A 25,792-nucleotide genomic window follows, 5' to 3' on the forward strand; every position below is an offset into this window, starting at 1 on the left:
CGCCGAGCCTCGCGCCCGGCGGGCCGGTTCGGCGTTTCAGCTCGCCCCGAGCAGGCCGCTGACCAGGGCGCGCAACCCGTCCCGGTAGGTGTCCTGGGCGGTCAGCGGCTCCCAGTCGCCGGCGACCTGGGCCAGCCGCGGGTACGCGTCCGGGTCGAGGCCGGCGAAGACCTGCTCCCGGTAGGTGGGGCGGTCGTCGACGGTGCGGCGCCGGGTGGCGGTGGCGCGGACCACGATCTCGCCGGCGGTGTAGTACCAGATCGCGCGGTAGCCCTGGGCGGCGCGTTCCGGGGTCAGGCCGCAGTGGACCAGTCCGTCGACGATCTGCTCGACGAACCAGAGGGCGTGGGTGGAGAACAGGTCGTCGGCGGCCAGCACGTCGACGATCCAGGGGCAGCCGGCGAGCGCGTCGTGGATCGCGGCGGCCGCGGCGAGGACGCGTTCGCGCGGGTCGGCGGGCAGTTCGACGGGATGGAGTGTGCGGGCGGCGTAGTCGTCCAGCAGCAGGACGAGCAGCTCCTCCTTGTCGCGGACGTGGTGGTAGAGCGCCATCGGGGTGCTGCCGACGGCGGTGGCCAGGCGGCGCATGGTCAGGCGCTCGACGCCCTCCTCGTCGACGATCCGGCGGGCCGTGTCGACGACCTCCTCCCGGGAGATGCGGGGAGGGCGGCCGGTGGCCTTGCGGGGGGCGGGGGAGGGCTGCTGCATGCGCCCATCATGCCCGGCTGATCTCGTGCGGCTCGACAGCGGTGTGCTTCCGGGAGTACTTTCTTTACATGTACAGAAACCTTGGCGGCCGCGTGGGCCCGGCCGCCCTGGCCACCCTCGCCGCCCACCGCACCGGTACGGCCACCGACCCGGCCGCCCTCGACGGCGGGTACGCCCTCGGCCCGGCCGTCGGCGCCGTCCGGTTCGCGCCGGCGGCCGTCGGCGCCGTCGCCGTCCTGCCCCGGCGCCGGCCCGGAACGCCGGAGGGCCGCCCGCTCGCCGCCGTAGAACCCCAACTGGAAGGAACGTCCTCATGACCACCACCCCGATCGCCGTCGTCGACCTGTTCGCCTCGGCGCTGCACTTCCGCCCCGACGGCGAACTCCGCGCCACCGAACGGCGGATGGCCGGCGGCGGCTCCGGCACCGAGGGCGCATGGCAGGTCGCGACCTTCCACGTGGAGACCGACGCCGACGTCCACGCAGACCACTGGGAGATGCACCCGGCGGCGGAGGAGGCGGTGTGCTGCCTGGCCGGCGGCGTCCGGGTCTACCTCCGCCCGGTCGAGCCCGGCGCTGCCGAGGAACTGGTGCGGCTGGCGCCCGGCAGCGCCGTGGTCGTCCCGCGCGGCCGCTGGCACCGGCTCGAACTCGACGCCCCCAGCGACCTGATGTCGATCACCCTGCGCAGCGGGACCCGGCTGGAACGGCGCGGCGCCGAGCACTGACCCGGGTCGCGGACGGGAAGCCCGGTGGGCGTGGGGGCGGGAACTCTCGGGCCCGCGCACGAGACTTCGGCGCCCCCGGGCCAAGGTACGCCCCCGCCCCCGGGTGCGTATCTTGGCCCGGGGGGCTTTGCGGCCGTGGTGGACCGGCGCCTTCGGGTGCGCGGTCCGGCGGGGCCGTATCAGGGCCAGGCGGCCGCCGTCCGTAGCCCGAGGGCGACCAGGACCGTCCCGGCACGTCGACCCAGTGCGGTGCGCAGGGCGGCCGATCCGAGGGCTGCCGTCGCGGCGCCGATCACCATGGTCCAGGCCGTCAGCCAGGCGGCGACCGGCAGCGCCTGTGCGGTGGCGAGGAGCAGTACGTGCGGGAGTACGGGCTGGTGGGGGGTGAGGAACCGGGGTGCCGGCGTCAGGAAGACGGACGCGGCCGTCGACGGCTGGATCGACTCCCCGGACCACCTGGGGATCATGATCGGTGACTACAACGAGGTCGGCCTGGCAGGTACGGGCACGGCCTCCTGGAACGCCGACTTCAGCACCCGCTGACGTCCACCCGGGGCCGCTCCACTTCCCCGGAGCGGCCCCGGCCGGCGCCTGACGACGTCTCACCATGCGGACGATTGCGTGATTCTCCGGCCGGAAACCGGCGCACTGCCCCTAGGCTGGCCGGTGCAGCTGGTTCGCCCCGTCCGCCAGGCGGGGTGTCGCAAGAGGGAATCCGGTGACGCCTTTCAACTGGCCAGTCCGGGACTGCCCCGCAGCGGTGAGTGGGAACGACCGCCGTCATACGCACTGGGCCCGGGACGGGTCTGGGAAGCGACGGCCAGTAGGTGCCTGTCCTCGATGGGGACGGGCGGGCCCGCGAGTCCGAAGACCTGCCACTGCCCGTGCGCGACCGTTCGCGCGCGGCCATCCGGTGACCTCGAGGGCGGGTCGGCGACCACACCAGGCGGAGTCGTACCCGGGTACGGGTGTCCCGTCCGGTCTCGTCATCCCTTCGCGTTCTCGTCCCGTCGCCGGGCACTTGAGGATCCAGGCTCGCGAAGGAGAGTCCCTTGACCACGAAGTCCGCAGCCGCGGCGACCCTCGCCACCGCGTACGGCTACCCCCGCCAGGGCCGGGGCCGGGAACTGAAGAAGGCGATCGAGGGCTACTGGAAGGGCACCGTCACCGCCGAGGCGCTGCTCGCCACCGCCGCCGAACTGCGCCGGGAGAACTGGCGGCAGCTGGCCGAGGCGGGCGTCCAGGAGGTGCCGACCGGCGACTTCTCGTTCTACGACCACGTGTTGGACACCAGCGTCGCCGTCGGCGCGATCCCCGCCCGGCACCGGGCCGCCGTCGACGCCGACGCGCTGGACGGCTACTTCGCCATGGCGCGCGGCACCCAGGACGTCGCGCCACTGGAGATGACCAAGTGGTTCGACACCAACTACCACTACCTGGTGCCGGAGTTGGGGCCGGACACGGTCTTCGCCGCCGACCCGGCCAAGGCCGTCGGCGAGCTGCGCGAGGCGCTCGCGCTCGGCCACGCCGCCCGCCCGGTGCTGGTCGGACCGGTGACGTACCTGCTGCTCGCCAAGCCCGCGCCGGGCGTGGCGGAGGACTTCCAGCCGATCACCCTGCTGGACCGGCTGCTGCCCGTCTACGCGCGGCTGATCGCGGAGTTGAAGGCCGCCGGCGCCGAGTGGGTGCAACTGGACGAGCCCGCGCTGGTCCAGGACCGCACCCCGGCCGAGTTGGGCGCCGCCGCCCGCGCCTACCGCGAGCTGGGCGCGCTGACCGAGCGGCCCAAGCTGCTGGTGGCGAGCTACTTCGACCGGCTCGGCGATGCCCTGCCCGTGCTGGCCAAGGCCCCGGTCGACGGCCTGGCGCTGGACTTCACCGGCCCCGCCGCCGCCAACCTGGACGACCTCGCCGCCGTCGGCGGACTGCCCGGTAAGCGCCTGGTCGCCGGGGTGATCGACGGCCGCAACGTCTGGATCAACGACCTGGGCGCGTCGCTGGCCACCCTGGCCACCCTGCTCGGGCTCGCCGACCGGGTCGACGTCGCGCCGTCCTGCTCCCTGCTGCACGTGCCCATCGACGCCGCCGCCGAACGCGACGTCGACCCGCAGATCCTGCGCTGGCTCGCCTTCGCCCAGCAGAAGGCCCGGGAAGCCGCCCTGCTGGCCCGCGGCCTGCGCGCGGGCACCGGCGCGATCACCGCCGAACTCGCCGCCAACCGCGCCGACCTGGCCTCCCGTGCCAATTCGCCGATCACCCGCGACCCGGCCGTCCGGGCCCGGTCCGAGGCCGTCACCCCGGACGACACCCGGCGCGCCCAGGCCTACCCCGAGCGCGTCGGGGCCCAGCGGGCCCGGCTCGGGCTGCCCCCGCTGCCGACCACCACCATCGGCTCCTTCCCACAGACCACCGAACTGCGCGTCGCCCGGGCCGACTTGACCGCCGGGCGGATCGACGCGTCCGCCTACCGGGAGCGGATGGAGGCCGAGGTCCGCGAGGTCATCGCGTACCAGGAGAAGACCGGCCTGGACGTCCTGGTGCACGGCGAGCCCGAACGCAACGACATGGTCCAGTACTTCGCCGAGCAGCTCACCGGCTACCTCGCCACCCGGCACGGCTGGGTGCAGTCCTACGGCACCCGCTACGTGCGCCCGCCGGTCCTCGCCGGGGACCTCTCCCGCCCGCGCCCGATGACCGTTGACTGGTTCCGCTACGCCCAGGACCTGACGGACCGCCCGGTCAAGGGCATGCTGACCGGGCCGGTCACCATGCTCGCCTGGTCCTTCGTCCGCGACGACCAGCCCCTGGCCGAGACCGCCCGGCAGGTGGCGCTGGCCCTGCGCGACGAGGTCGCCGACCTGGAGGCGGCCGGCGCCGCCGTCGTCCAGGTCGACGAGCCGGCCCTGCGCGAGACCCTGCCGCTGCGGGCCGCCGCCCGCCCGGCCTACCTGGACTGGGCCACCGAGGCCTTCCGGCTGGCGACCTCCGGGGTCCGGGCCGACACCCAGATCCACACCCACATGTGCTACGCCGAGTTCGGCGCGATCATGACCGCGATCGACGAACTCGACGCGGACGTCATCTCCTTGGAGGCGACCCGCTCCCACATGGAGGTCGCCGGCGAACTGGCCCGGGCCGGGTACCCGCGCGAGGTCGGCCCCGGGGTGTGGGACATCCACTCGCCGCGGGTGCCGAGCACCGAGGAGGCCGTCGAGCTGCTGCGGGCCGGCCTCGCGGCGATCCCGGCCGAGCGGCTCTGGGTCAACCCCGACTGCGGCCTGAAGACCCGCGGCTGGCCCGAGACCCGCGCCTCGCTGGACAGCCTGGTCGGCGCCGCCCGCCGCCTGCGGGAGGAGCTCGCGGGCTGACCGGGCCGGTACGGAGTCGGAAAGGGCGGGCGCGGCCCGGGTGCCGCACCCGCCCCGGCGACGGTCAGGACGCGCGCTGGGCGCGGGCCAGGCCGTCCGCCTCGGCGCGGCGGTCCGGGGACAGCACGTCCACCGGGGTGCCCGCGCCCTCACCGGGGCGGGCACCCCAGCCGCGGAGCCGGTCGGCGAGCCGGTTCACCCGGCGGTCCTCCGGGCCGAGCGCGAGGTAGAACAGCGACTCGTCCACCTCGTCGTCGTCGCCGCCCCAGCGCACGACGCCCTGGCACTCGGCGAGGACGTCCCGCAGCACCACTTCCTGGTACGGGAAGAGCCCGCCCTTCGCCGAGGCGCCGGGGCGGATCCGCACGGCCGTGCCGGAGGCGAGGTTCGACTCCGGCAGTGCCGCGCGCAGGCTGCCGATCTCCTGCCAGCCGAGCAGGTCACCGCTCGGGAGTTCCTCGACCTCGTAGTGGAAGCGCCGGATCAGGTGGACGAGGATCTCCTCCACGTCGCCGATGCGGACGTCCACCGACAGCCCGGTACCGGCCACCTGGCGGGTCCAGACGGTGGAGACGTGGTTCGTCTCCTTCTCGATCGTCCAGCCGTTGGCGCTGGTCGGGAGCTTGCGCTCCGGGAGTCCGGTCGCCTTCGGGGAGGCGCTCGGAGCCGCCGAGGCGACGCCCGGGAGCAGCGCGGTCACGGCCACGGCGGTGCCGATGACGGTGGCGCTCCTGACCGCGGTCCGCCGGGTGATTCCGGTCTGCACGTCTTCCATCTCTTCTTCTCCTACAGGACGATGATCAGCACGAACGTGGGCACCAGGGTCAGCAGGACGCTGGTCGGCCAGTACACCGCGCGGCGGCCGTGCGGGGCGGTGCGGCGCCGTACGGCCCGGTTGGCGAGGCACCAGAGGATCGTGGCGCCGAGCACCAGGGGGCCGGGCAGCATCAGCCAGGGCACGATGCCGTCGTTCTCCGTCGGCTCACGGCTGGTCCAACCGAGCGCGGCGAGCGGCCAGTTGGTGGCGAAGTGGTAGAGCAGCCAGACCGGGACGACGCCGGGCACCCCCAGCAGGAGGTTCAGGGCGGCGGCCGTGGGCGAGTAGCTCCGGGTCCGCGAGGCTTCCGGGTCCGCGCGGGTGCTCACTTGGTGCGGGACAGCAGGTTGTAGCCCTCCAGCACGTTGTACAGGCCGATCAGCTCGCGGCCGTACTGCTGGGCGTCCTCGCCGAGGCCGTTGTACCGGGCCAGCAGGGCCTGGGTGTCGGCCGGGCTGGTGGTCAGCCCCGGGCGGGCGATCTTGAGCTGGTGGGAGTTGTAGACCGTCAGGTAGGCGACCGACCGGATGTTGTAGGCCGGGTCCTGGAGCTTGTCCCAGACCTCCCGCAGGTTGGGTTCGGCCAGCGGGGAGCCGTTGATCAGGCCCTCCTTGAGGCAGTAGTTGCGGGCGGCGATGGCGACCCGGGCGAAGATCTGGCCCCAGCCGGTGCTGCAGTCCTCCAGGATGCCGTTGCGGACGGCGGCGTCGGCGGCCGGGTCGAGCGGGTTGAGCTTGCGCAGCTCCCACAGGACGGGGGCCTGGATCAGGGCCTTGCGCAGCTTCAACTCCCGGGCCAGCGCGGTGAACAGCCAGTCCGCACTGAGTACCAGGTCGAAGGCCTTGGTGGTGGAGATCCCGCCGATGGTGACCCAGTCGTCGTCGGTCCAGCCGGAGCCGCCGGTCTCCGGGACGCCGATCGAGGTGAGGTAGTTCTGCACGTCGCGGAGCATCGGGTCGCGGTAGGCGGCCTTGTCCAGGTCCACGTCGAGCCCGGCGACGGTGGGGGAGCCGGGGTCGAAGTCGCCCTGGCCGGTGTCCCGTCCGGAGGCGATGTCGTTGTCGATCTCGATGGCGCCCGCGCCCGAGCCGACGGTGATGGTGGCGATCTGGTCGAACGCCCAGTTGCTCGGCATCGGGTAGCCGAGGTTGCCGGAGAAGCCGCTGGACATGTCGGAGACGAAGCTGGTCTCCGCGAAGCCGGCGTCGGCGACCCGCTGGCAGACGTTGCGCGGCCCGTAGATGCCCACCCGGTAGGGGGAGTTCTCGCTGATCGTGTGGTGGATGCCCCGGAAGTGCGGGATGACGAACTCGGTCACCTCGCCGTCCATGGCGTCGTAGTCGACCGCGAAGTAGATGGTGGTGCCGGGCTTGAAGCCGTGGAAGCGCGCCCACTCGACCGCCCGGAAGGCGTCGCTGTTGCCCTGGGGGTAGCTGAAGTAGCTCGCCGACCGGCTCCAGGTCTGGTAGATCGGGAAGCAGCGCAGGCCGTACTGCTTGATGGTGGCCAGCTCGCCCGGCTGGATCTGCTTCTCCGGCAGGCTGGTGGTCGAGGCATTGGAGAGGTAGCGGCCGATGTACTGGTAGCCGGCGTCCTTGAGTGCCTGGGCGCGGGCCGGAGTGATCTTGGTGACGCCGTCGCAGGCGGAGCCCCGGCGGCTCTGATCGCCGTAGGAGACCAGCAGCGAGGCCCAGGTCTGGAAGTCGCCCGCGCCGGTGACCGGCAGCTTCACGAAGGACTGGAACGCCTCGACGCCGCTCTTCACCGAGGCGGTGAAGTCGCCGAGGGGGACGTCCCGCTTGTTGAGGATCATCGCCGCCGTGAACAGCGTCGACCAGGTGCCGGTGGCGCCGAGCGAGACCGTGTGGGTCTTCAGCCCCGCCTGGGTGCCGGGCCCGAAGGCGCCGTTCGCGGTGCCGTCGGCCATGCCCAGCTCGTACTGGATCGCGAGCAGCATGGACCTCGCGACGTCCCGCGAGTGGTGCCCGTCGCAGGGGATGACGAAGAAGTCCTTGCGGTTGACGTAGCGGCCGTTCAGCCACCGCTGGATGGCCCGGACGCCGTCCGTCCCGCCGTTGACGGTGACGTACGCGTCCATGGTGAGCAGACCCTTGACCACCTTCGGTTCGAGGGAACTGCCCGGGAACACCGAGTCCAGGCCCATGTGGGTCTTGAGCCTGGCGACGGCCGCCTTCACCCGGTCGTTGTACTGGCCGTTGATCTCGCCGCCGTCGTAGCCCTTGCAGTAGAGGGCGGACTGGAGGATCCGGCAGAGGTTCGCGGACGGGACGGTCGACTCGTCCAGCTTCGGGTACTTGGCCTGGAGCGTCGAGAGGGTGGTCGGGCCGAAGGAGTTCGAGAGGGAGGTGATGCCCATCTCGTACTGGAGCGCGCGGGTCAGCGCGTACATCGTCGGCCAGCCGGTCCGACCGTCCTCCTCCAGCTTCGATATGCCGAGCGTGGCGCCGCTGTTGTAGGTCGTGTTGATGAACTTCTGCGCCAGACGAACCATCTCGTCAGCCATGGACCGTTCCTGCTTTCCGGTGGGGCGCCGTCACCTCTCGGCGGCGGCACGGGCGGTCGTCGCCGGGTGGCCGGGCGTGAGAAGTGCGGCACCCGCCACCGTGACAGGTGCGGTGGAACGGGATGGCGGTGGTGCCCCCTGATGACGGCCGCGGTCTCCCGCCGCGGCCAGGTCACTTTACCAGGGCTTTTTCTTTGCTTGACCTTCTATTGGTCCTGGACTCGTGATGACAGTGCCGCCCGCCGCCCGCCGGGTGGTCCGGATCGGCGGGTGGTCCGGATCGGCGGGCGGCTGCGGCGTTGCGCGGCGGGGTGGCGCCGCCCGGCTGGGATGCTCTGCCGGTGGAGACGACGGACACGGGCCGGATCGAGGCGTTCAGCGACGGGGTGTTCGCCATCGCGATCACCCTGCTGGTGCTGGAGATCAGGATTCCGCAGGCGCACGGCGCGACGGAGCTGTGGCGGGCGCTCGGCGCCCAGTGGCCGTCCTACTTCGCGTACGTGGTGAGCTTCCTGGTGATCGGCGTGGTGTGGGTGAACCACCACACCCTGTTCGCCCACCTCGCCCGGGTCGACCGCACCCTGATGTTCCTCAACCTGCTTCTGCTGATGCTGATCTCGGTGCTGCCCTTCCCGACCGCCGTGGTCGCCCAGAACCTGCGCAACGGCTCGGCGGCCAACGTCGCCGCCGCCGTGTACGGCGGGGTGATGGTCGGCCAGGCCGTGCTGTTCAGCGTGTTCTGGAACTACGCCACCCGCACCGGCCGCTGCTTCGACGAGCGGGTGGACGTGCCGGCGGCGCGGGCCGCCCGGTGGCGGTTCGAGGTCGGCCTGGTGGTCTACCCGCTGACCGTCGCCCTGGCGTTCCTGTCCGCCCCGGCCGCGCTCGCCGTGCACGGGCTGCTGGCGCTCTACTACGGCTTCAACCAGGTACGGGTGCCGCTGCTGGACCCGGCGAGCTGACCGGATCGTGGAACGGCGGGCGGGGGAGGGCCGGTTGTCGTAGCGTCCTGGGCCATGGACCACGACTTCGCCACCCGCTTCGCCCAGGACTGGGCCGCCGCCTGGAACTCCCACGACCTGGAGCGCATCCTCGCCCACTACACCGAGGACGTCGTCTTCGCCTCGCCCCGGATCGTCGAGCTGATCGGCGACCCGGCCGGTGAGGTGCGCGGCAAGGAGGCCCTGCGGGTCTACTGGTCGAAGGGCCTGCGGCACCTGCCCGACCTGCGCTTCACCGTCGAGTCCGTGCTGGCCTCCGTCGACACCCTCGTCATCAACTACCGCAACGAGCGCGGCCGGGCCGTCGCGGAGGTGCTCACCTTCCGCGACGGCCTGGTCTGCCGGGGCTTCGGCGCGTACGGGCCCGAGGTGTAGGGGCGGTCGGTCGACGACACGGCGGGAGGCCCGGGGCGGTCCTCGCGGGCGCTCGGCTCTCCCGGGCCTTCAGGCGTTTCGGATCTCCGAGGCCGCCCAGGGCTCCGGGACGGTCGGGTCGAAGGCCTCCTGGTAGTTCGGCCCGGCGATGGGCCGGCGGGCGTAGAAGGCCTCGGGCAGGTCGAAGGCGTCCACCAGGGTGAGAGGGTGCTCCGCCAGCCGTGCGACGGATCGTTCCTGCAGGTCGGGCAGGTCCGCTGCCAGGTCGGGAGCGATGTCCCCGGCGGCGAGCAGCAGTGTGCCGTACGCGTCGATGCGGCTCAGGGTGAACAGCCGGTGCAGGTCGTGCAGGAGGGCGCGGGCGGTGTCGTCCCGGGCGGCCTCGGCCCAGGCCAGCAGGGCGGCACCCGCGTCGTGTTCGGCGCGGGCGGTGACGGCGGCCAGGGCATCGGGGGCGGCCGCGTTCCACCTCCGCACGCCGTCTCCGGCGGGGGCCTCGCGCAGCCGGGTCCGGGCGCGGGCCAGCCGCAGTCGCGCGGCCGCCCGCAGCAGTGCCTGGCGGACCGCCGGGTCGTCGAGGCCGCCGGTCGGCGAGGCCGGCGGCGCCGGGGGCTCGGACCGCAGCAGGAGTTCGGCCGCCGCCTTGGCCCAGAGCGCGAGGTTGTCCCCCTCGGCGGTGATGGTGCCCTCGATGTCCGCCGCGTAGGAGGTGATGCCGTTGACCGGCAGCAGCCCCTGGGCCCCGCACCGTTCGCGGGCTTCGATGATCAGGTCCCGGGCCCGCCAGGTGACCCAGCCCTTGGCGAGGGCGGTCTGCCGCTCGGCGTCCGCGGAGTCCTCGGGGTCGGCGGGGTCGTGTCCGGCCCAGCGCTCCACGGCGGCGCGGTGCAGCGCGGTCATCGCGTACACGGTGGCCAGTCCTTCCAACAGCGGTCCGTGGTGGCTGCGGTGGGCCCAGACCGGGATGCGCCGGTCGGGGCGGGCGCCGGTGACCTCGCGGTGCTGCGCGTAGCGGACGGCGGTGGCGAGCACCGCCCGGGCCGCGCCGATCGCCGCGGCGCTCATGCACAGCTTTCCGACCGTCACCCGGCCGATCGCGGCGAGGAATCGTTTCCGCTTGCTGCCGAGCGTGCTGGTGAACGTGCCGTCGTCGGCGAGCCGGCCGTGGGCCCCGGTGAGCAGCGCCTCGTACGGTACGCGGACCCGGTCGAAGGAGGTGAGGCAGTGGTCGACCGGGCTGCCGGGGCGCTGCGGCAGCGGCTGGACGGTGATCCCGGGCAGTGGGCGGCCGGCGTCGTCGCTGAGCGGGACGAGCAGGAGGAAGATCCCGTGGTCCCGCCCGGCGACCCGCAGCCGCGCGGCGACCACCGCGGACTTCGGGCCGCCGGCCGGGCCGGTGTTCGGCATGAACTTGCGGGCGGTCCGGCCGGGAGTGTGCAGGGTGAAGCTGCGGTCGATGCGGTCGTAGTCCGCCACGGTCTCCAGGGCGGCGGCGTCGTTGCCGTGCCCGAGTTCGGTGCACAGGAAGGTGCCGGTGCGGTCCATCCGGAGGTAGTCGTCCAGGGGGCGCTTGGGCGAGGGGTCGTGGTCGAGCAGGGTGCCGAGGAAGAGGTTGTAGTGGATGCCGGCGAGGACGGTGAGCCCGCCGTCGACCACCGCGGTCCACTCGTGCAGGGCGGCCAGCCGCCGCGGGTCGGCGGCGAGCGCGCCCGGGTCGGTGTGCGCGTTCAGCAACCTCAACCGCCGGTAGGACGCGGCGATCTGGTCGGCCTCCGGGTCCTCATGGCGGCAATGTAAGGCGGGGTTCTCGGTGAGCTCGCGCCAGGGGCCGTGGACGTGCTGGCGGTCGGGGCCGAAGAGGAGCCGGGAGAGTTCGGCGGATGGCGGTGTCATGTGATGATCAAGGACTGGACGGGGCAGAAGTTACGGCCTTGTGATCAGGATCACCGGGCTCGTACGGGGATGCGGACACGCGCGGTCGAGGGGCGCCCCGGTGGTGTCCCGGGGCGCCCGGAGCCGGCTACGGCCAGACGACGTAGCGGTCGTCGTACTCCCCGCCGGCGCGCCGAGGCCCGGCTGGTCAACGTGGCCGCGGGCGCGGCGATCGGCATCCTGGCGGGCCTCTGCGCCTGGCCGCGTGGCGCCGGCCAGGACCTGCGCCGGCGCACCGCCGCGCTGCTGGACGACAGTGCCGAGGCGGTGCGGGAGACGGTCGCCCTGGTGACCGGCACCGGCCCGGCCACCCGGGCGCTGGGCCGGGCCCTCCACTCCGCCCTGCTCACCGAGGCGCTGTACGCCCAGTACCGCTGCGAACGCCACGACCCGGCCGAGAACGGCCCGAACTGGCAGGCCGCCGTCCTCGTGGGCCAGCACACCGTCCGCGGTGCCGAACCCCTGCTCGCCCGCATCCCACCCGGCACGGCGACCCCCCATGGAGCACTGCTGCGCCAGACCGACGACGTCGCGGCGGCCTTCCGCCGCGAGGCGGCGGCCCTGCGCGCCCACGAGCCGGCGGGCGCCGCCCGTCCGGCCCTCGACCGGGCGCACGGCGGTCCGGTCGGCGGACTCAGCGGACTCGACGAACTCGGCGGAATCAGCGGAATCAGCGGAATCAGCGGACTCGGCGGACCGGAGGTGCCCGAGGCCGCACAGGTGTCTCCCTACGCCGTGGACGTGACCGTCTGGCTCGCCGGCCTGCTCGACGACCTCCGGCAGATCCACGACGGCCGACCGTCACCAGCTGCCTGACGCGGGCAGCCGTCACCCGGCGGCCGGCGACGTCGAGGGCTGGTGCTTCGGCGCGCCACCGCCCCCGCCGCCGGACGGGTGGATTGCGCGGGGGATGGCGCGCGGCGGCGGCCGGGGGTGCCGGGGGCCGTTCACACTCCCGCCGTGAGGCGGACGGCGGCACCGCCGGTCCGGGGCCGCGCCGCCCGGACGAGGGAGGACCCTGATGGATCGTCACGGCGCAGCCCGGCAGACTGCCCGCGGCCCCGGTGGGGTGGGAGCCCGGCCGGGGCCGCGGGTCGGGGCGCCGGTGGTGGCGGGCCTGCTGCTGAGCGGCCCGCTGCTCGCCGGGTGCACCTCGGCGGCCGCCACCGACCCCGAGGCCGCGCCGACCCCGGGCCCCTCCTCGGCCCCGGCGACCGCGCCGCCCGTCCAGCCGCCGCCGCAGCTGACGGAGCAGCAGGTGAACGCCGCGGTGGGCCGGATCGACGGCTATGTGCAGGACGGGTTGGCCAGGACCGGCGTCCCGGGGGCGGCGATCGCGATCGTGTACCAGGACAAGGTGATCCACGCGAAGGGCTTCGGCGTCCGGGAGTTGGGCAAGCCGGACCAGGTGGATCCGGGCACCGTGTTCCAGCTGGCCTCGGTCTCCAAGCCGATCTCCTCGACGGTGGTGGCCGGGGCGGTCGGCCAGAAGGTCGCGAACTGGGACGACCCGGTGACCGCCCACGATCCGGGCTTCGCCCTGGCGGACCCGTACGTGAGCAGCCATGTCACGATCGCCGACCTGTTCTCGCACCGCAGCGGGCTGCCGGACCACGCCGGTGACCTGCTGGAGGACCTCGGCTACCAGCGCGACTACATCATCCAGCACCTGCGGGACCAGCCGCTCAGCCCGTTCCGGGCGAGCTACGCGTACACCAACTACGGCCTGACCGAGGCGGCGGTGGCCGTGGCCAAGGCCAAGGGGGTGGCCTGGGAGGACCTGGCGGCGGACGTCCTCTACAAGCCGCTGGGGATGGACTCCACCAGCTCGCGGCGCTCCGACTACGACAAGGCGGCCGACAGGGCGGCGGCGCACGTCAGGACGGACGGCGGCTGGCAGGTCAGCACGACCGAGGACGCGGACTCCCAGTCGCCGGCCGGCGGCGTGAGTTCCACCGTGCAGGACCTCGCCCGGTGGATGCGACTGCAGCTCGCCGACGGGAAGTTCGAGGGCCGCTCGGTGATCGATCCGACGGCCCTGAACGAGACCCGGACGCCGCACTACGTCAGCAGCCCGCCGAGGGCGGCCGCGGCCACCGCGAGCTTCTACGGCCTGGGCTGGAACGTGAACACGGACGCCGAAGGCCGGCTGCGGCTGAACCACTCCGGCGGCTTCGAGCTGGGCGCGGCGACCACGGTGACCCTGCTGCCCTCCGAGCAGCTGGGGATCGTGGTGCTCACCAACGGCCAGCCGACCGGGCTGCCGGAGGCGGTGGCGGAGGAGTTCTTCGACGTCGCCCAGCACGGCCGGGAGACGGTCGACTGGCTGGGCTTCCTCGGCAAGGTGGTGCCCGCCGCGGTGGCCGGCCCGGTCTCGAAGACCGACTACAGCAAGCCGCCGGCCGGCGCGGCCCCGGCCAAGCCGAACTCCGCGTACACCGGGACGTACGCCAGCGGCTACTTCGGGCCGCTGACCGTGACCGAGCAGGGCGGCGGGCTGGTGATGACGGTGGGGCCGGCCGAGCTCCAGTACCCGCTCCAGCACTTCGACGGTGACGAGTTCAGCTTCCTGAGCAAGGGTGAGAACGCGGTCGGCCGCTCCGGGGTGACGTTCACGGTGGGTGCGGACGGGCGGGCCGGCAAGGTGGTGGTCGAGCAGCTCGACATCGACGGCCTGGGGACCTTCACCCGTAGCTGACCCCCCCCCAACGCCGAGTTCGCGCCGTACCCGAACGTGGCCGCCGGCTCCTGACGGTCCCGCGCGGCGCGGCGGTCGCTCCACCGCGCCGGAGCTGCGGCGTTGTCCGGCGCGGCGGGCCTCCGGTGGGCGGTGGAGCCCCCTTCGCGCGAAGTTGTCTGACCAAGTTCGGCCTGTGTTCGCCCGCGCGACCTTCCCCGGGCGGCGCGGAACCGGTACCTATGTCCCGCTCGTGGTGCACCGCCACGGCAACCACCCTCACGCAACCAACGGGACGAGGTACCCCCCATGCGACTGCGCTGGAGCCCCTTCGGCGGACTGCTCGCCACCCTCCCGCTCGTCGGCGCCCTGGTCGTCGGCGCCCCCGGCACCGCCCAGGCGGCGGGCGGCAGCGGCAACCTGATCGTCAACGGCGACGCGGAGGCCGGCGGCTACTGCACCAACGACTGGAGCGCCGCCACCACCGTCCCCGGCTGGACGGTCCAGGCCGGCGGAGTCAACGCGATGTGCTCCACGGCCGGTTCCTTCGGCCTGCCGAACGACGGGCGGGCCCCCGGCAAGGCCTTCTTCGCGCCCGGCAACTTCGGGGACGGCTCGATGAGCCAGACCGTCGACGTCTCCTCGGCGGCCACCGCGATCGACGGCGGCGGCGTGCACTACAACCTCGCGGGCTGGCTGGGCGGTTGGACCACCTACGGCGGCTACGCCGCGGTGAGCCTGCACTTCCAGGACACGAACGGCAGCCCGCTCGGCGCGACCGCCAAGCTGCCCACCGTCTCCGCGACCGACCGCGGCCTGAGCACCAAGTTCCTCTCCCGCAGCGCCACCGGGGCCGTCCCGGCCGGGACGCGCTCCATCCAGGTCGAGGTGCAGTTCCTGTCCACCACGAGCGAGACCGGCTACCTGGACAACCTCTCGCTCACCCTCGACACCCCGGTCGCCGCGCCCGCGCCGGCGGCCCCTCCCGTCTCCCGGGTCCCGGGCTACGACCACGTGTTCACCGTCATGATGGAGAACACCGACTACGCCCAGATCATGAACGACCCGGCGGACACCCCGTTCATCCACAGCCTGATGGCCCAGGGCGCCACCCTCACCGACGCCCACGGCGTCTACCACCCCAGCGACGAGAACTACCTGGCCGTCGCCGGCGGCGACACCTACACCAAGGGCGCCACGTACTGGCCCAACATCAACTCCCCGCAGCGCAACCTCGGCGACAGCATCGAGGACGCCGGCAAGACCTGGAAGGCCTACGAGCAGGGCATGGGCACGCCCTGCAACACCACCACCCAGTACGACGCCAAGTACCAGCCCGACGACGCGCCGTTCATCAACTACACCGACATCAGCGGCAACCCGGCCCGCTGCGCGGCCCACCTGTTCGACACCACGCAGCTGACCACCGACCTCAAGTCGGCCGCCACCACCCCGGACTTCTCCTGGATCGCCGCCGACGACTACTACGACGGCGAGGCCTCCGGCAACGGCAACGCCACCAGCCTCCAGGTGCAGGACGGCTGGCTGAAGCAGACCCTCGCCCCGGTGCTGTCCTCGCCCGCCTGGACCCAGGACCGCTCCCTGCTGCTGCTGACCTGGGACGAGAGCTCGGGCGAGGCCTACAACCACCTCGCCACCATCGCCGTCGGCTCCCAGGGCACCGTCCCGGCCGGCACCAGCAGCCCGCTGCACTACGACCACTACGGCATCGGCCGCACCATCGAGTCCGCCCTCGGGCTGCCCGGCCTCACCGCCAACGACACCTACGCCACGCCGCTGAACGCCGCCTTCGCGCCGTCCACCGCGACCGGCCCGACGCTGACCGGCGACCTCGGCGCAGTGGCCGACGGCGGCAACCTCACCCTGCGCTACGCCCTGCCGACCGCGGCCCAGGCCGGCGCCAAGAACTGGGTCGGCCTCTACCCGGCGGGCGTCACCCCGGGCAGCCGCTCCGCGCTCACCTGGTCCTACGCGCCGAACCAGAGCGGCGCCCTCACCTTCGCCACCGGCAAGCTCGGCGGACCGGGCCGGTACGACGCGTACTACCTGGCCAACGACGGCTACTCGGTGCTGGCCGGCCCGTTCACCGTCACCGTCGGCTGACGCCCGACCGCTGAAGGGGCCCGCCCGGTGGGCGGGCCCCTTCGTCAGTGGGCGGCGCCGGGGTCCGAACCGGGCGGGGTGACCACAGAACGCTGCGAAAACGCTGCGACTTCCCGAGCGGGCCGCGGTTGCGCGACGGTCGGAGCGTGCAGGCAATCACCGACCGGCCGCTCACCGGCCCCGCCGCCCCCGGCTGCTCACCGGCCCCGCCGCCCCCGACCGCGCGTCGGCCGAGCGGCCCCCGGCGCCCCGTCGTAGGCTCGCGGCCGTGACCGCCCCGCCCGCCCCCGCCCCGGCCGGACTGACCACCGGGGCCCTCGCCCGACGGCTCGGCGTCTCGCCCACCACCATCCGCTCCTGGGAACGCCGCTACGGCATCGGCCCCGCCCACCGCGCCCCCGGGCGGCACCGGCGGTGGGAACCGGACGACGTGGCCGTGCTGGAGGAGATGTGCCGGCTCACCGCCCGGGGCGTCAACCCCGCCGAGGCAGCCCGGGTCGCGCTGACAGGTGTCCGCCCCACGCCGCCGAAGCCCAGGACCGGGACGGCCTCCGGCGGCAACACCCTGCCCGTCGGCACCGTGCGCCCCGAGTGCCGGGGCCTGGCCCGCGCCGCCGTACGCCTGGACGCCCCCGAGATGGCCCTCATCCTGGGCCGCAGCGTCGACGAACTCGGCCCGGTCACCGCCTGGACGGAGGTGATGACCCCCGCGCTTCGGGCGGTCGGGCGCAAGTGGTCCACCGAGGGCGAGCGCTACGTCGAGGTGGAGCACCTGCTGTCCTGGCACGTCTCCGCCGTCCTGCGCCGGGCCGCCGACCGGGCCGAGCCGCCGCCGGGACCGGCCGCGCTGCTCGCCGGGATGCCCTCCGAGCTGCACGTCCTCGCGCTGGAGGCGCTCGCCGCGGCCTTGGCCGAGCGCGGCCTGCCGTTCCGGATGTTCGGCCCCGCCCTGCCGCCCGAGGCGCTGCTCGCGGCGGTGCGCCGGACCGGCCCGCCCGCCGTCCTGCTCTGGTCCCAGGCCGCCCGCACCGCCGACCGGGCCCTGGTCGAGCGGGTGGTCCGGACCGCCTGGGGCCCGCAGGGCGCCCGTACCCAGCCCGTCGTACTGGTCGCCGGGCCCGGCTGGACCGGCCCCCGCCGCCCGCCCGGCACCCTGCGCCCGCGCGACCTGGCCTCCGCCCTCGACCTGCTGGAGGAACTGCTCCGCTGACCGGAACCGGGTAGGCGCAGGTGCGAAGCGAACGGAAGGAACGGAAGGAGCGAACGGTGAACGAGCGAGCCCAGCGCGGACTGCACTGCCTGGTCACCGGCGCCACCGGCTACATCGGCGGACGACTCGTCCCCGACCTCCTCGCGGCCGGCCACCGGGTGCGCTGCCTGGCCCGCGACCCCGGGCGGCTGCGCGACCAGCCGTGGCGCGACCGGGTCGAGGCCGCGACCGGCGACGTCACCCGGCCCGAGACCCTGGACGGCGCCTTCGACGGCGTCGACGTCGCCTACTACCTGATCCACTCGCTCGGCACCGGGACGGACTTCGAAGCCACCGACCGGCGCGCCGCCCGCGCCTTCGCCCGCGCGGCCGCCCGGGCCGGGGTGGGCCGGATCGTCTACCTCAGCGGACTGCTGCCCGCCGGGGTGCCCGAGACGGGGTTGTCCCCGCACCTGCGCTCGCGCGCCGAGGTCGGCCGGGAGCTGCGCGCCGCGGGGGTGCCCACCGCCGAACTGCGGGCCGCCGTCATCATCGGCTCCGGCTCCGCCTCCTTCGAGATGCTCCGCTACCTCACCGAACGCCTGCCCGCGATGGTCACCCCGCGCTGGGTCAACACCCGGATCCAGCCCATCGCCGTCCGGGACGTGCTGCGCTACCTGGTCGCCGCCGCCGAGCTGCCGCCGGAGGTCGACCGGGTCTTCGACATCGGCGGCCCGGAGGTGCTCACCTACCGGCTGATGATGCAGCGCTACGCCCGCGCCGCGGGCCTGCCGCCCCGGCTGATCGTGCCGGTGCCGGTGCTGACCCCGGCGCTGTCCAGCCACTGGGTCGGCCTGGTCACCCCGGTGCCCGGACCGCTGGCCCGCCCGCTGGTGGAGTCGCTGCGGCACGAGGTGGTCTGCCACGAGCACGACATCGCCCACTGGATCCCCGACCCGCCGCAGGGACTCACCGGCTTCGACCGCGCCCTGGAACTCGCCCTGCGCCGGATCCGCGAGGCCAAGGTCACCACCCGCTGGTCCTCCGCCTCGCTCCCCGGCGCCCCCAGCGACCCGCTGCCCACCGACCCCGACTGGGCCGGCGGCAGCCTCTACCAGGACCTGCGGGAACGGCGGGTCGCCGCCGACCCGGCCGCCCTGTGGCAGGTGGTCGAGGGCGTCGGCGGCGAGAACGGCTGGTACTCCCTCCCGTTCGCCTGGGCGCTGCGCGGCACCCTGGACCGGCTGGCCGGCGGGGTCGGACTGCGCCGCGGCCGGCGCGACCCGGACCGGCTGCGGGTCGGCGACGCCCTGGACTTCTGGCGGGTCGAGGAGATCGAGCCCGGGCGGCTGCTGCGGCTGCGGGCCGAGATGCGGCTGCCGGGACTGGCCTGGCTGGAGCTGCGGGTCGGCCCGGACGGCGCCGGCGGGGCGCTCTACCGCCAGCGCGCGCTGTTCCACCCGCACGGACTGGCCGGCCACGTCTACTGGTGGTCGGTGGCGCCGTTCCACTCCCTGGTGTTCGACGCCATGGCGCGCAACATCACCGACCGCGCCCGCCGGGCCGGGCCGCACCCCTGAGTACCCCGCCGTAACCCCGCCGCACCCCGCCGCACCCCGAGAAACCGACCGCACCCGCACCCGAGGCCCCGCCGATGACCGTCTCGATCGCCCTGTTCACCCAGGACCTCCGCCTGCACGACAACCCCGTGCTGCACGCCGCCCGCGCCGCCGCCGACCAGGTGGTGCCGCTGTTCGTCCTCGACCCGGCCGTCGAGACGGCCGGCTTCGCCGCCCCCAACCGGCTGGCCTTCCTGGCCGACTGCCTCACCGACCTGGATGCCTCGCTGCGCCGCACCGGCTCCCGGCTGATCGTGCGCCGGGGCACGACCGACGAGCAGACGGCCCGGGTCGCCGCCGAGACCGGCGCCGGGACGGTGCACCTCGCCGCCGGGGTCAGCGGCTTCGCCCGGCGGCGCGAGGCCCGGCTGCTCGCCCTGTTCGGCGACCGGCTGCACGTCCACGACGCCTCCGTGACCGTCGTCCCCGCCGGGCGGATCACCCCGGCCGGCCGCGACCACTACGCCGTCTTCACCCCGTACCACCGCGCCTGGCAGCAGGTGCCGCGCCGCACGGTGCTGGGCACGCCCCGGGTGATCCGCACCCCGGACGGGATCGGCAGCGAGAACCTGGTGGCCCAGGGCCCGTCCTCGCCGGGCCTGCCGTGCGGCGGCGAGACCGCGGCCCGGGAACGGTGGCGACGCTGGGACGTCGACGCGTACGCCGACGTCCACGACGACCTCGCGGCCGACGACACCTCCAGGCTCTCCCCGTACCTGCACTTCGGCTGTCTGTCGCCCACCGAGCTGACCGCCAGCGCCCTGCAGCACGGCGGCCCCGGGGCGGAGGCCTTCGTCCGCCAGCTCGCCTGGCGCGACTTCCACCACCAGGTGCTCGCCGCCCGCCCCGACGCCGCGCACCGCGACTACCGCACCCGGGACGACCACTGGCACCGGGACGAGCGGGAGGCGGAGGCCTGGCGGCAGGGCCGCACCGGCTACCCGATCATCGACGCCGGAATGCGCCAACTCGCCCACGAGGGCTGGATGCACAACCGGGCCCGACTGCTGACGGCGAGCTTCCTCGCCAAGTCCCTCCACCTGGACTGGCGGATCGGCGCCGCCCACTTCCTGTCGCTGCTGGTCGACGGCGACGTGGCGAACAACCAGCTCAACTGGCAGTGGGTGGCCGGCACCGGCACCGACACCCGGCCCAACCGGGTCCTCAACCCGCTGCGCCAGGCCGACCGCTACGACCCCGACGGGGACTACGTACGGCGCTGGGTACCGGAGTTGGCCCACCTGCCCGGCCCGGCCGTGCACCGCCCCTGGCTGCTCGCCCCCGACTACCCGGACCCGCTCATCGCCCCGGACACCCTGTCGGCCCGGCTGCGGGCGGCCCGGAACCTGGACTGACTCAGCCGCAGTTCGCTGAAGCGCCCGGCGCCGCCGGCGAGGGCGCCGATGATCAGCAGCGTCCCTTCACCGGCAGCGTGTTCGGCAGCGTCCTCCCCGCGACCACCCGCCGGGCCTGGGCCCAGGGGCGCGGCTGAACAGGCCGGTGGGCCGCAGCGGGGCTGCGGCCCACACGGGTCGGAGAAGCGTCGGTCAGGAGGCGTTGAGGGCGGCGTCGTCGATGACGAAGCTGGTCTGCAGGGAGGAGTCCTCGGTGCCGGTGAACTTCAGGGTCACCGTCTGGCCCGCGAAGCTCGACAGGTCGAAGGTCCGCTGCACGTAGCCGGTGCCCGCGTCGACGTTGGAGTAGGTGTGCAGGGTGGTGGAGTTGGCCTGGACGGTGAGCTTGTCGTAGGCCGTGCTGCCGGTCTCGGCGGTGTCGACGTGCAGCCAGAAGGAGAAGCTCGCCTTGCAGCCGGCCGGGACGGTGACGCTCTGGCTCAGGGTGTCGGTGTGGGTGGTGCCGTAGCCGTCGAGCCAGGCCTTCCAGCTGCCGGAGTGGGCGGCCTCACCGGCGGAGTTGTCGATGACGCCGGAGCTGGCGGTCCAGGGCGAGGCGGTGCCGGTCTCGAAGCCGGCGTTGCCGAGCAGCTGGCCGCCGCCGGTGCAGGTGCCGCCGCCGGAGCCGGAGATGGTCCAGGTGAAGGAGGCGGAGCCGCTGGCGCCGGTGCCGTCCTTGGCGGTGACCGTGACGTTGTCGCTGCCCGCGGTGGTCGGGGTGCCGGAGATCAGGCCGGACGAGGAGTTGATCGACAGTCCGGCCGGCAGGCCGGTGGCCGAGTAGCTCAGGGTCTGGCCGGAGGCCGAGTCACTGGCGTGGATCTGCAGGCTGGCGGCGGTGCCGACCGTCCCGCTCTGGCTGCCGGGGCCGGTGACCGTGACGGTGTTGCCGCCGGTGCTGCCGCCGGCCGTGAAGGCGGCCAGGCCGTTGGGGGTGCCCAGGCCGGTCGGGCCGTCGTAGCCGGCGCCGGCCGTGCACAGGTAGGCCGGCGAGCAGGTGCCGTTGGCGCCGCTGGTCACGTCGTTGAGCGCGTTGGTGTGCGCGTACGGGTACTTGGCGGGGTTGTCGCCCGCGCCCGGGGTGCCCGCGTCGGCGTAGACGGCGGCGATGATCGGCGAGGAGGCGCTGGTGCCGCCGTACACGGCCCAGCCGCTGCCGCCGTAGGTCTGGTAGACCGCGACGCCGGTGGCCGGGTCGGCGACGGCCGACACGTCGGAGATGGTGCGGTTGGCGCAGCCGCTGTCGGTCTGCCAGCTCGGCTTGGGCTCGTAGGCGGAGCAGCCGGAGCCGGCGCCCTGGCCGCCGGAGCTGGTGCCCCAGACGGACTCGCTCCAGCCGCGGGAGCTGGAGTCCCGGGTCAGTGAGGTGCCGCCGACCGAGATGACGCCCGGGGAGCCGGCCGGGTACTGGGCGCCGTAGCCGGAGTCGCCGGAGGAGGCGGTGATGGCCACGCCGGGGTGGTTGAAGTACTGGCTGTCGGCGGAGGTGTCGGTCGAGTCCTCGGCGCCGCCGTAGCTGTTGGAGACGAACTTGGCGCCCTGGGCGACGGCCTGGTTGACGGAGGCGCCGAGGTCCGACATGGTCGCCGAGGTGGCCTCGACCAGCAGGATGTGGGCGTTCGGCGCGACCGCGGAGACCATGTCGAGGTCGAGGGAGATCTCGCCCGCCCAGCCGGTGTCGGAGGTCGGGTAGCTGGTGCCGCCGTTCTGGTCGATCTTCTTGAAGCAGCCGTTGGCGGTGGTGCACGCGGGCAGCCCGTACTGCGTGCGGTAGGTCGCCAGGTCGGATTCGGCGTTGGGGTCGTCCTGGGCGTCGACGATGGCCACCGTCTGCCCGGCGCCGCCGTTGGCCGACAGGCCGTAGGCGCTCTGGAGGTCGCCCGGGCCGAAGCCGGACGGCGTGGCGTCCGGCGAGACCGCGGTGAGCGAGAAGGCGTGCGGCTGGGCGACGTCGGTGCGCACCAGGGCGTCGCAGGCCAGCTGGTGACGCTCGGTCGGCTTGGCGCACACGTGCTTGACGCCGGCGCCGGACGTGCCGGACGCGGTCGCCGTGGCGCCGGCCGGGGCCGCGAGCGCGAGGCCGGCGGCCACCACGGCGCCGACCGCGAAGGTCGCGGTGGCGGCACGGAGCCGGCCGTGCCGCAGGGGGGAACGGACGAAGGTGTGCAACGGAGCCCTCCCAAGTGGGGGGTCGGGCCCTGGGCGTGCGTGCGGGCACCGCCGTCGTGCGGCGGCTCGTCGGGGTGCAGGCCCGGGGTGAGGGGGGACGCGCACGTGCAGACGGCTGCCCTGGCGTCCGGTGGGGCATGGCGCGTCGGCCCGTTGGGGGACGGGGAGCCCTGCCGGACGGCTGATGATCTGGGCATGCCAAGAGGATGGTGCTGAGCCTTCACGGCGTCAGCGATAGGAAGGTAGCCACGCCGGGCGCCGGCGAACAAGGCCGAGGTCCGGGCCATGACCGAGGCTTGACCGGGCGGGATCCCGCCACTGGCGCCCTTGCGCCGCCGCCCCCGCTGAGCGGCGGTTCACCTCGCACACGGAACGGCCGAGGCCGACGCGGGCCCCGCCCCGGTCGGCGGCCACGGCGAGGGGCCCGGGGGAGGGGCGTGCGGTCGTGGGCGAACCCAGGAACCGGTCGGGCGCGGTCCGGTGCCCGCCGACGGCCGCCCGTCCCCGGCGACCCGTCAGCGGACGGCCGGAGCGGTGTACGGCAGGCCGCCCGGAGCGGCGCGCGGTCCGGCGGCCGTCACGGCGCGCAGCAGCCGTCGCTCCGCAGCGCCTGGCCGACCGCGAGCCAGCCCCCTCTGGTGCGTCAACAGGCAGGCCGACGCGCGGGATTCACGCCGTTCGTCAGCTGCGGCCGGGCGTGCCGGGCGTGCCGGGCGTGTCGGGCCGGGGCGGGTCGGCCTCGTCGAGCAGCAGTTCCAGGACGGGCAGGGCTGCCTCCAGGGCGCGGCACTGCTCCGGGGTGAGGCGGGCGCCGCGGCGGGCCAGCAGGGCGGTGCGCTCCCGGCGGATCCGGGCGAGGGTGTCCCGTCCGTGCGGGGTGGGGGCGAGGAGTTGGGAGCGGCCGTCCTGCGGGTCGGGGGTCTTGGCGATCAGGCCGTCGGCGACGAGCGGGGCCACCGTCCGGACCATGGACGGGGCGGCCACGCCTTCGCGCGCGGCGAGTTCGCCGAGCCGCAGCGGGCCGTGCTGGTCCACCCGGGCCAGGGCGGAGAGTTGGGCGGCGGTGAGGTCCTGGTCGCCGGAGGCGCGGACCAGTTGGCGGTTGAGCCGGCCGATCGCCAGCCGGAGCCGGACCACCGCCTCGGCGGACAGCCCGTCGCCGTCCGCGCTCACGGCCCGTGCTCCTTGGCCGGCGGGGCGCCCTGGTCCTGGCCGGCGGCGGGGACCTGCGGGTCGGGTGTGGGTGTGGGCGCGGGCGAGGGCGAGGGCGAGGGCGTGGGTGCGGGCGTGGGTGCCAGTGCGGAGGCGGCGGGCCGCCGCTGTTCGCGGATCAGCGAGGCCGCCGCTGCGACCAGCGACATCGCGATGGCCAGCCAGAACACCACCACCAGCCCGTCGTGGAAGGGCCCCGAGATCAGCTGGGGGAAGAACTCCCGGCCGGTGAGCGTCCGGGCGTTGTCCGGCGGGAGCCGGCTCAGCACGTGCGGGCCCAGCAGCTGCTGGACGGGGTTGTAGCCGAGGAACGCGGCGAACAGCGTGCCCACCGGCGGCAGCGAGGCGATGGTGCGGGCGTCGGCGGCGGGCACGCCCTGGGCGGTCAGCCCGGCGGTGAGGGTGTGCGGCAGCGAGCCGGACAGCCCGGCCACCATCAGGGAGAAGAACACCCCGATCGACAGCACCATGCCGGCGTTCTGGAAGGTGGCCCGCATGCCGGAGGCGGCGCCGCGGGCCGCGGCCGGCACGCTCGACATGATCAGCGAGGTGTTGGGGGCCGCGAACAGGCCGCCGCCCAGGCCGTTGAGGAACACCAGCAGGGCGAACCAGGGGTAGCCGAAGTCGGTGGGCAGCAGGAGCAGCCCGGCGAAGGAGAACGCCATCACCACCAACCCGCCGGCGGCGAACAGCCGGGCCCCGGCGCGGTCCGACAGGTAGCCCGAGACCGGCCCGGCGGCCAGGAAGCCGACGGTCAGCGGGACGAGGTAGATGCCCGCCCACAGCGGGGTGTCGGCGTAGTCGTAGCCGTGCAGCGGCAGCCAGATGCCCTGGAGCCAGATGATCAGCATGAACTGCAGCCCGCCGCGCGCGATCGAGCCCAGCAGGGTGGCCGCGTTCCCCCCGGTGAAGACCGGGTCGCGGAACAGCGAGAGCGGGAACATCGGCTCGGCCGTCCTGGCCTCGACCAGGCAGAACACGGCGAGCAGCGCCACCCCGCCGAACAGTCCGGCCAGCACCCAGGGGTTGGTCCAGCCCATGGTGTGGCCGCCGTAGGGCTGGATGCCGTAGGTGATCCCGGCGAGCAGGGCGGTCAGGCCGACGCCGAAGGTGATGTTGCCCCACCAGTCGATCCGGGCGGGCCGGCGCACCCCGGTCTCGCGCAGCGAGCGGTAGGCCCAGACCGTGCCGAGCACGCCGATCGGCACATTGACCCAGAAGATCGACCGCCAGTTCCACTCGGCCAGCAGTCCGCCCAGCACCAGGCCGATGAAGGACCCGGCGATGCCCGCGACGATGTTGACCCCGAGCGCCGTGCCGCGCTGGCGGGCCGGGAAGGCGTCGGTGATGATCGCCGCCGAGTTGGCCATCAGCATCGAGCCGCCGACCGCCTGCACCACCCGCCAGCCGATCAGCCACAGCGCGCCCGGCCCGCCGTGCAGCGGATCGAGGGAGAGGGCCACCGAGGTGAGGGTGAAGATCAGGAACCCGGCGTTGTAGATCCGGACCCGGCCGTGGATGTCGCCCAGCCTGCCGAGGGTGACCACCAGGACGGCGGTGACCAGCATGTAGCCCATCAGCATCCACAGCAGGTAGCTGACGTTGCCGGGCTCCAGCGGGTCCAGGCCGATGCCGTTGAAGATCGCGGGCAGCGAGATCAGCACGATCGAGGCGTTGATGGTGGCGATCAGGGTGCCGAGCGTGGTGTTGGACAGGGCCACCCACTTGTACCGGGGATGGTCCGGGTCCACCCCGGTACGGGCCGGGCGCTGCCGCCCGGTCCTGCCGCTGCCGGAGAGTCGTGTCGCCACCGCTGCCTCCCGCCGGCCGGCCCGGCCGGGGTCGGCCGCCGGATCGAGTGTGGATTTCGATAGCTACCGCCGGCTAACGATAGTCCGGCGGCCGTTCGGGCGGTAGGTCCCGGCCCGGGCGATGGTCGCCAGGTACGGGACCGGT

20 protein-coding genes and 1 riboswitch are annotated in these 25,792 nt (G+C 74.1%); of the genes, 11 read left to right on the forward strand and 9 right to left on the reverse strand.

Going from position 1 to position 25,792, the window contains the following annotated elements:
- Positions 1–36: 36 nt before the first annotated feature.
- Positions 37–708: a TetR/AcrR family transcriptional regulator gene (locus tag ACZ3YL_RS20320; protein WP_465658847.1), complete on the reverse strand. Its 672-nt coding sequence runs from the start codon at positions 706–708 to the stop codon at positions 37–39.
- 68 nt (positions 709–776) lie between these two features.
- Between ACZ3YL_RS20320 and ACZ3YL_RS20325 the strand changes: the two genes are divergently transcribed.
- Both ACZ3YL_RS20325 and ACZ3YL_RS20330 read left to right on the forward strand, forming a co-directional pair.
- Complete coding sequence (locus ACZ3YL_RS20325; RefSeq protein ID WP_188307871.1) at positions 777–1,025, forward strand: hypothetical protein; 249 nt, start codon at positions 777–779, stop codon at positions 1,023–1,025.
- Positions 1,022–1,435 (forward strand): cupin domain-containing protein, encoded by a 414-nt coding sequence (locus tag ACZ3YL_RS20330; protein WP_188307870.1) that lies wholly within the window; start codon positions 1,022–1,024, stop codon positions 1,433–1,435. Before ACZ3YL_RS20325 ends, ACZ3YL_RS20330 begins: the two co-directional genes overlap by 4 nt.
- 179 nt (positions 1,436–1,614) lie before the next feature.
- Here the strand turns inward: ACZ3YL_RS20330 and ACZ3YL_RS20335 are convergent, their stop codons facing one another.
- A complete protein-coding gene (locus ACZ3YL_RS20335; RefSeq protein ID WP_465658849.1) occupies positions 1,615–1,902 on the reverse strand; it encodes a hypothetical protein in 288 nt (95 codons plus the stop codon).
- A gap of 188 nt (positions 1,903–2,090) precedes the next feature.
- A riboswitch (cobalamin riboswitch) is annotated at positions 2,091–2,329 on the forward strand.
- 158 nt (positions 2,330–2,487) lie between these two features.
- Between ACZ3YL_RS20335 and metE the strand changes: the two genes are divergently transcribed.
- Positions 2,488–4,803 carry a 5-methyltetrahydropteroyltriglutamate--homocysteine S-methyltransferase gene (gene metE, locus ACZ3YL_RS20340; RefSeq protein ID WP_465658850.1) on the forward strand — a complete coding sequence of 772 codons (2,316 nt, stop codon included), beginning with the start codon at positions 2,488–2,490 and terminating at the stop codon, positions 4,801–4,803.
- A gap of 64 nt (positions 4,804–4,867) precedes the next feature.
- On the opposite strand, the gene ACZ3YL_RS20345 is transcribed toward metE, so the two are convergent.
- The 3 genes from ACZ3YL_RS20345 to ACZ3YL_RS20355 are packed head-to-tail and all read right to left on the reverse strand — an operon-like array spanning position 4,868 to position 8,144.
- Positions 4,868–5,578 carry a hypothetical protein gene (locus ACZ3YL_RS20345; protein WP_223243029.1) on the reverse strand — a complete coding sequence of 237 codons (711 nt, stop codon included), beginning with the start codon at positions 5,576–5,578 and terminating at the stop codon, positions 4,868–4,870.
- An 11-nt stretch (positions 5,579–5,589) separates the two neighbouring features.
- The gene (locus ACZ3YL_RS20350; RefSeq protein WP_317621327.1) at positions 5,590–5,949 is read right to left on the reverse strand and encodes a hypothetical protein; all 360 of its coding nucleotides are present in this window, start codon (positions 5,947–5,949) and stop codon (positions 5,590–5,592) included.
- Positions 5,946–8,144 (reverse strand): glycoside hydrolase domain-containing protein, encoded by a 2,199-nt coding sequence (locus ACZ3YL_RS20355; protein WP_465658852.1) that lies wholly within the window; start codon positions 8,142–8,144, stop codon positions 5,946–5,948. The genes ACZ3YL_RS20350 and ACZ3YL_RS20355 overlap by 4 nt, the downstream gene beginning before the upstream one ends.
- Before the next feature lie 341 nt (positions 8,145–8,485).
- Here ACZ3YL_RS20355 and ACZ3YL_RS20360 point away from each other — a divergent pair, with 341 nt between their 5' ends.
- Both ACZ3YL_RS20360 and ACZ3YL_RS20365 read left to right on the forward strand, forming a co-directional pair.
- The gene (locus tag ACZ3YL_RS20360) at positions 8,486–9,106 is read left to right on the forward strand and encodes a TMEM175 family protein (RefSeq protein WP_317621326.1); all 621 of its coding nucleotides are present in this window, start codon (positions 8,486–8,488) and stop codon (positions 9,104–9,106) included.
- Positions 9,107–9,160: 54 nt separating this feature from the next.
- Positions 9,161–9,520, forward strand: a complete 360-nt coding sequence (locus ACZ3YL_RS20365; protein ID WP_188307866.1) for a nuclear transport factor 2 family protein — start codon at positions 9,161–9,163, stop codon at positions 9,518–9,520.
- Between the two features lie 69 nt (positions 9,521–9,589).
- Here the strand turns inward: ACZ3YL_RS20365 and ACZ3YL_RS20370 are convergent, their stop codons facing one another.
- The gene (locus ACZ3YL_RS20370; protein WP_465658854.1) at positions 9,590–11,413 is read right to left on the reverse strand and encodes an acyl-CoA dehydrogenase family protein; all 1,824 of its coding nucleotides are present in this window, start codon (positions 11,411–11,413) and stop codon (positions 9,590–9,592) included.
- A gap of 192 nt (positions 11,414–11,605) precedes the next feature.
- On the opposite strand from ACZ3YL_RS20370, the gene ACZ3YL_RS20375 reads away from it, so the two are divergent.
- From ACZ3YL_RS20375 to ACZ3YL_RS20400, 6 genes are all read left to right on the forward strand, one after another.
- Positions 11,606–12,268, forward strand: coding sequence for a hypothetical protein (locus ACZ3YL_RS20375; RefSeq protein ID WP_465658856.1), 663 nt, complete (start codon positions 11,606–11,608; stop codon positions 12,266–12,268).
- A 205-nt stretch (positions 12,269–12,473) separates the two neighbouring features.
- Positions 12,474–14,150: a serine hydrolase gene (locus ACZ3YL_RS20380; RefSeq protein ID WP_465658857.1), complete on the forward strand. Its 1,677-nt coding sequence runs from the start codon at positions 12,474–12,476 to the stop codon at positions 14,148–14,150.
- 288 nt (positions 14,151–14,438) lie between these two features.
- Positions 14,439–16,253, forward strand: a complete 1,815-nt coding sequence (locus ACZ3YL_RS20385; protein WP_465658858.1) for an alkaline phosphatase family protein — start codon at positions 14,439–14,441, stop codon at positions 16,251–16,253.
- A 268-nt stretch (positions 16,254–16,521) separates the two neighbouring features.
- On the forward strand, positions 16,522–17,463 hold the full coding sequence (locus ACZ3YL_RS20390; protein ID WP_465658859.1) for a MerR family transcriptional regulator: 942 nt from the start codon (positions 16,522–16,524) through the stop codon (positions 17,461–17,463).
- Positions 17,464–17,519: 56 nt separating this feature from the next.
- Entirely contained in the window at positions 17,520–19,022 is a 1,503-nt protein-coding gene (locus tag ACZ3YL_RS20395; RefSeq protein ID WP_465658861.1) for an SDR family oxidoreductase, read from the forward strand.
- Between the two features lie 74 nt (positions 19,023–19,096).
- A complete protein-coding gene (locus ACZ3YL_RS20400) occupies positions 19,097–20,416 on the forward strand; it encodes a cryptochrome/photolyase family protein (RefSeq protein ID WP_188307191.1) in 1,320 nt (439 codons plus the stop codon).
- 192 nt (positions 20,417–20,608) lie between these two features.
- Here the strand turns inward: ACZ3YL_RS20400 and ACZ3YL_RS20405 are convergent, their stop codons facing one another.
- The 3 genes from ACZ3YL_RS20405 to ACZ3YL_RS20415 all read right to left on the reverse strand — a co-directional run bounded on the left by ACZ3YL_RS20405 (position 20,609) and on the right by ACZ3YL_RS20415 (position 25,587).
- Entirely contained in the window at positions 20,609–22,624 is a 2,016-nt protein-coding gene (locus ACZ3YL_RS20405; RefSeq protein WP_465658863.1) for a putative Ig domain-containing protein, read from the reverse strand.
- Positions 22,625–23,305: 681 nt separating this feature from the next.
- A complete protein-coding gene (locus tag ACZ3YL_RS20410; RefSeq protein ID WP_188302943.1) occupies positions 23,306–23,797 on the reverse strand; it encodes a MarR family winged helix-turn-helix transcriptional regulator in 492 nt (163 codons plus the stop codon).
- The gene (locus tag ACZ3YL_RS20415; RefSeq protein WP_465659013.1) at positions 23,794–25,587 is read right to left on the reverse strand and encodes an MFS transporter; all 1,794 of its coding nucleotides are present in this window, start codon (positions 25,585–25,587) and stop codon (positions 23,794–23,796) included. The genes ACZ3YL_RS20410 and ACZ3YL_RS20415 overlap by 4 nt, the downstream gene beginning before the upstream one ends.
- Positions 25,588–25,792 lie beyond the last annotated feature (205 nt).

Source organism: Kitasatospora sp. NPDC023176 (genome assembly GCF_055560495.1).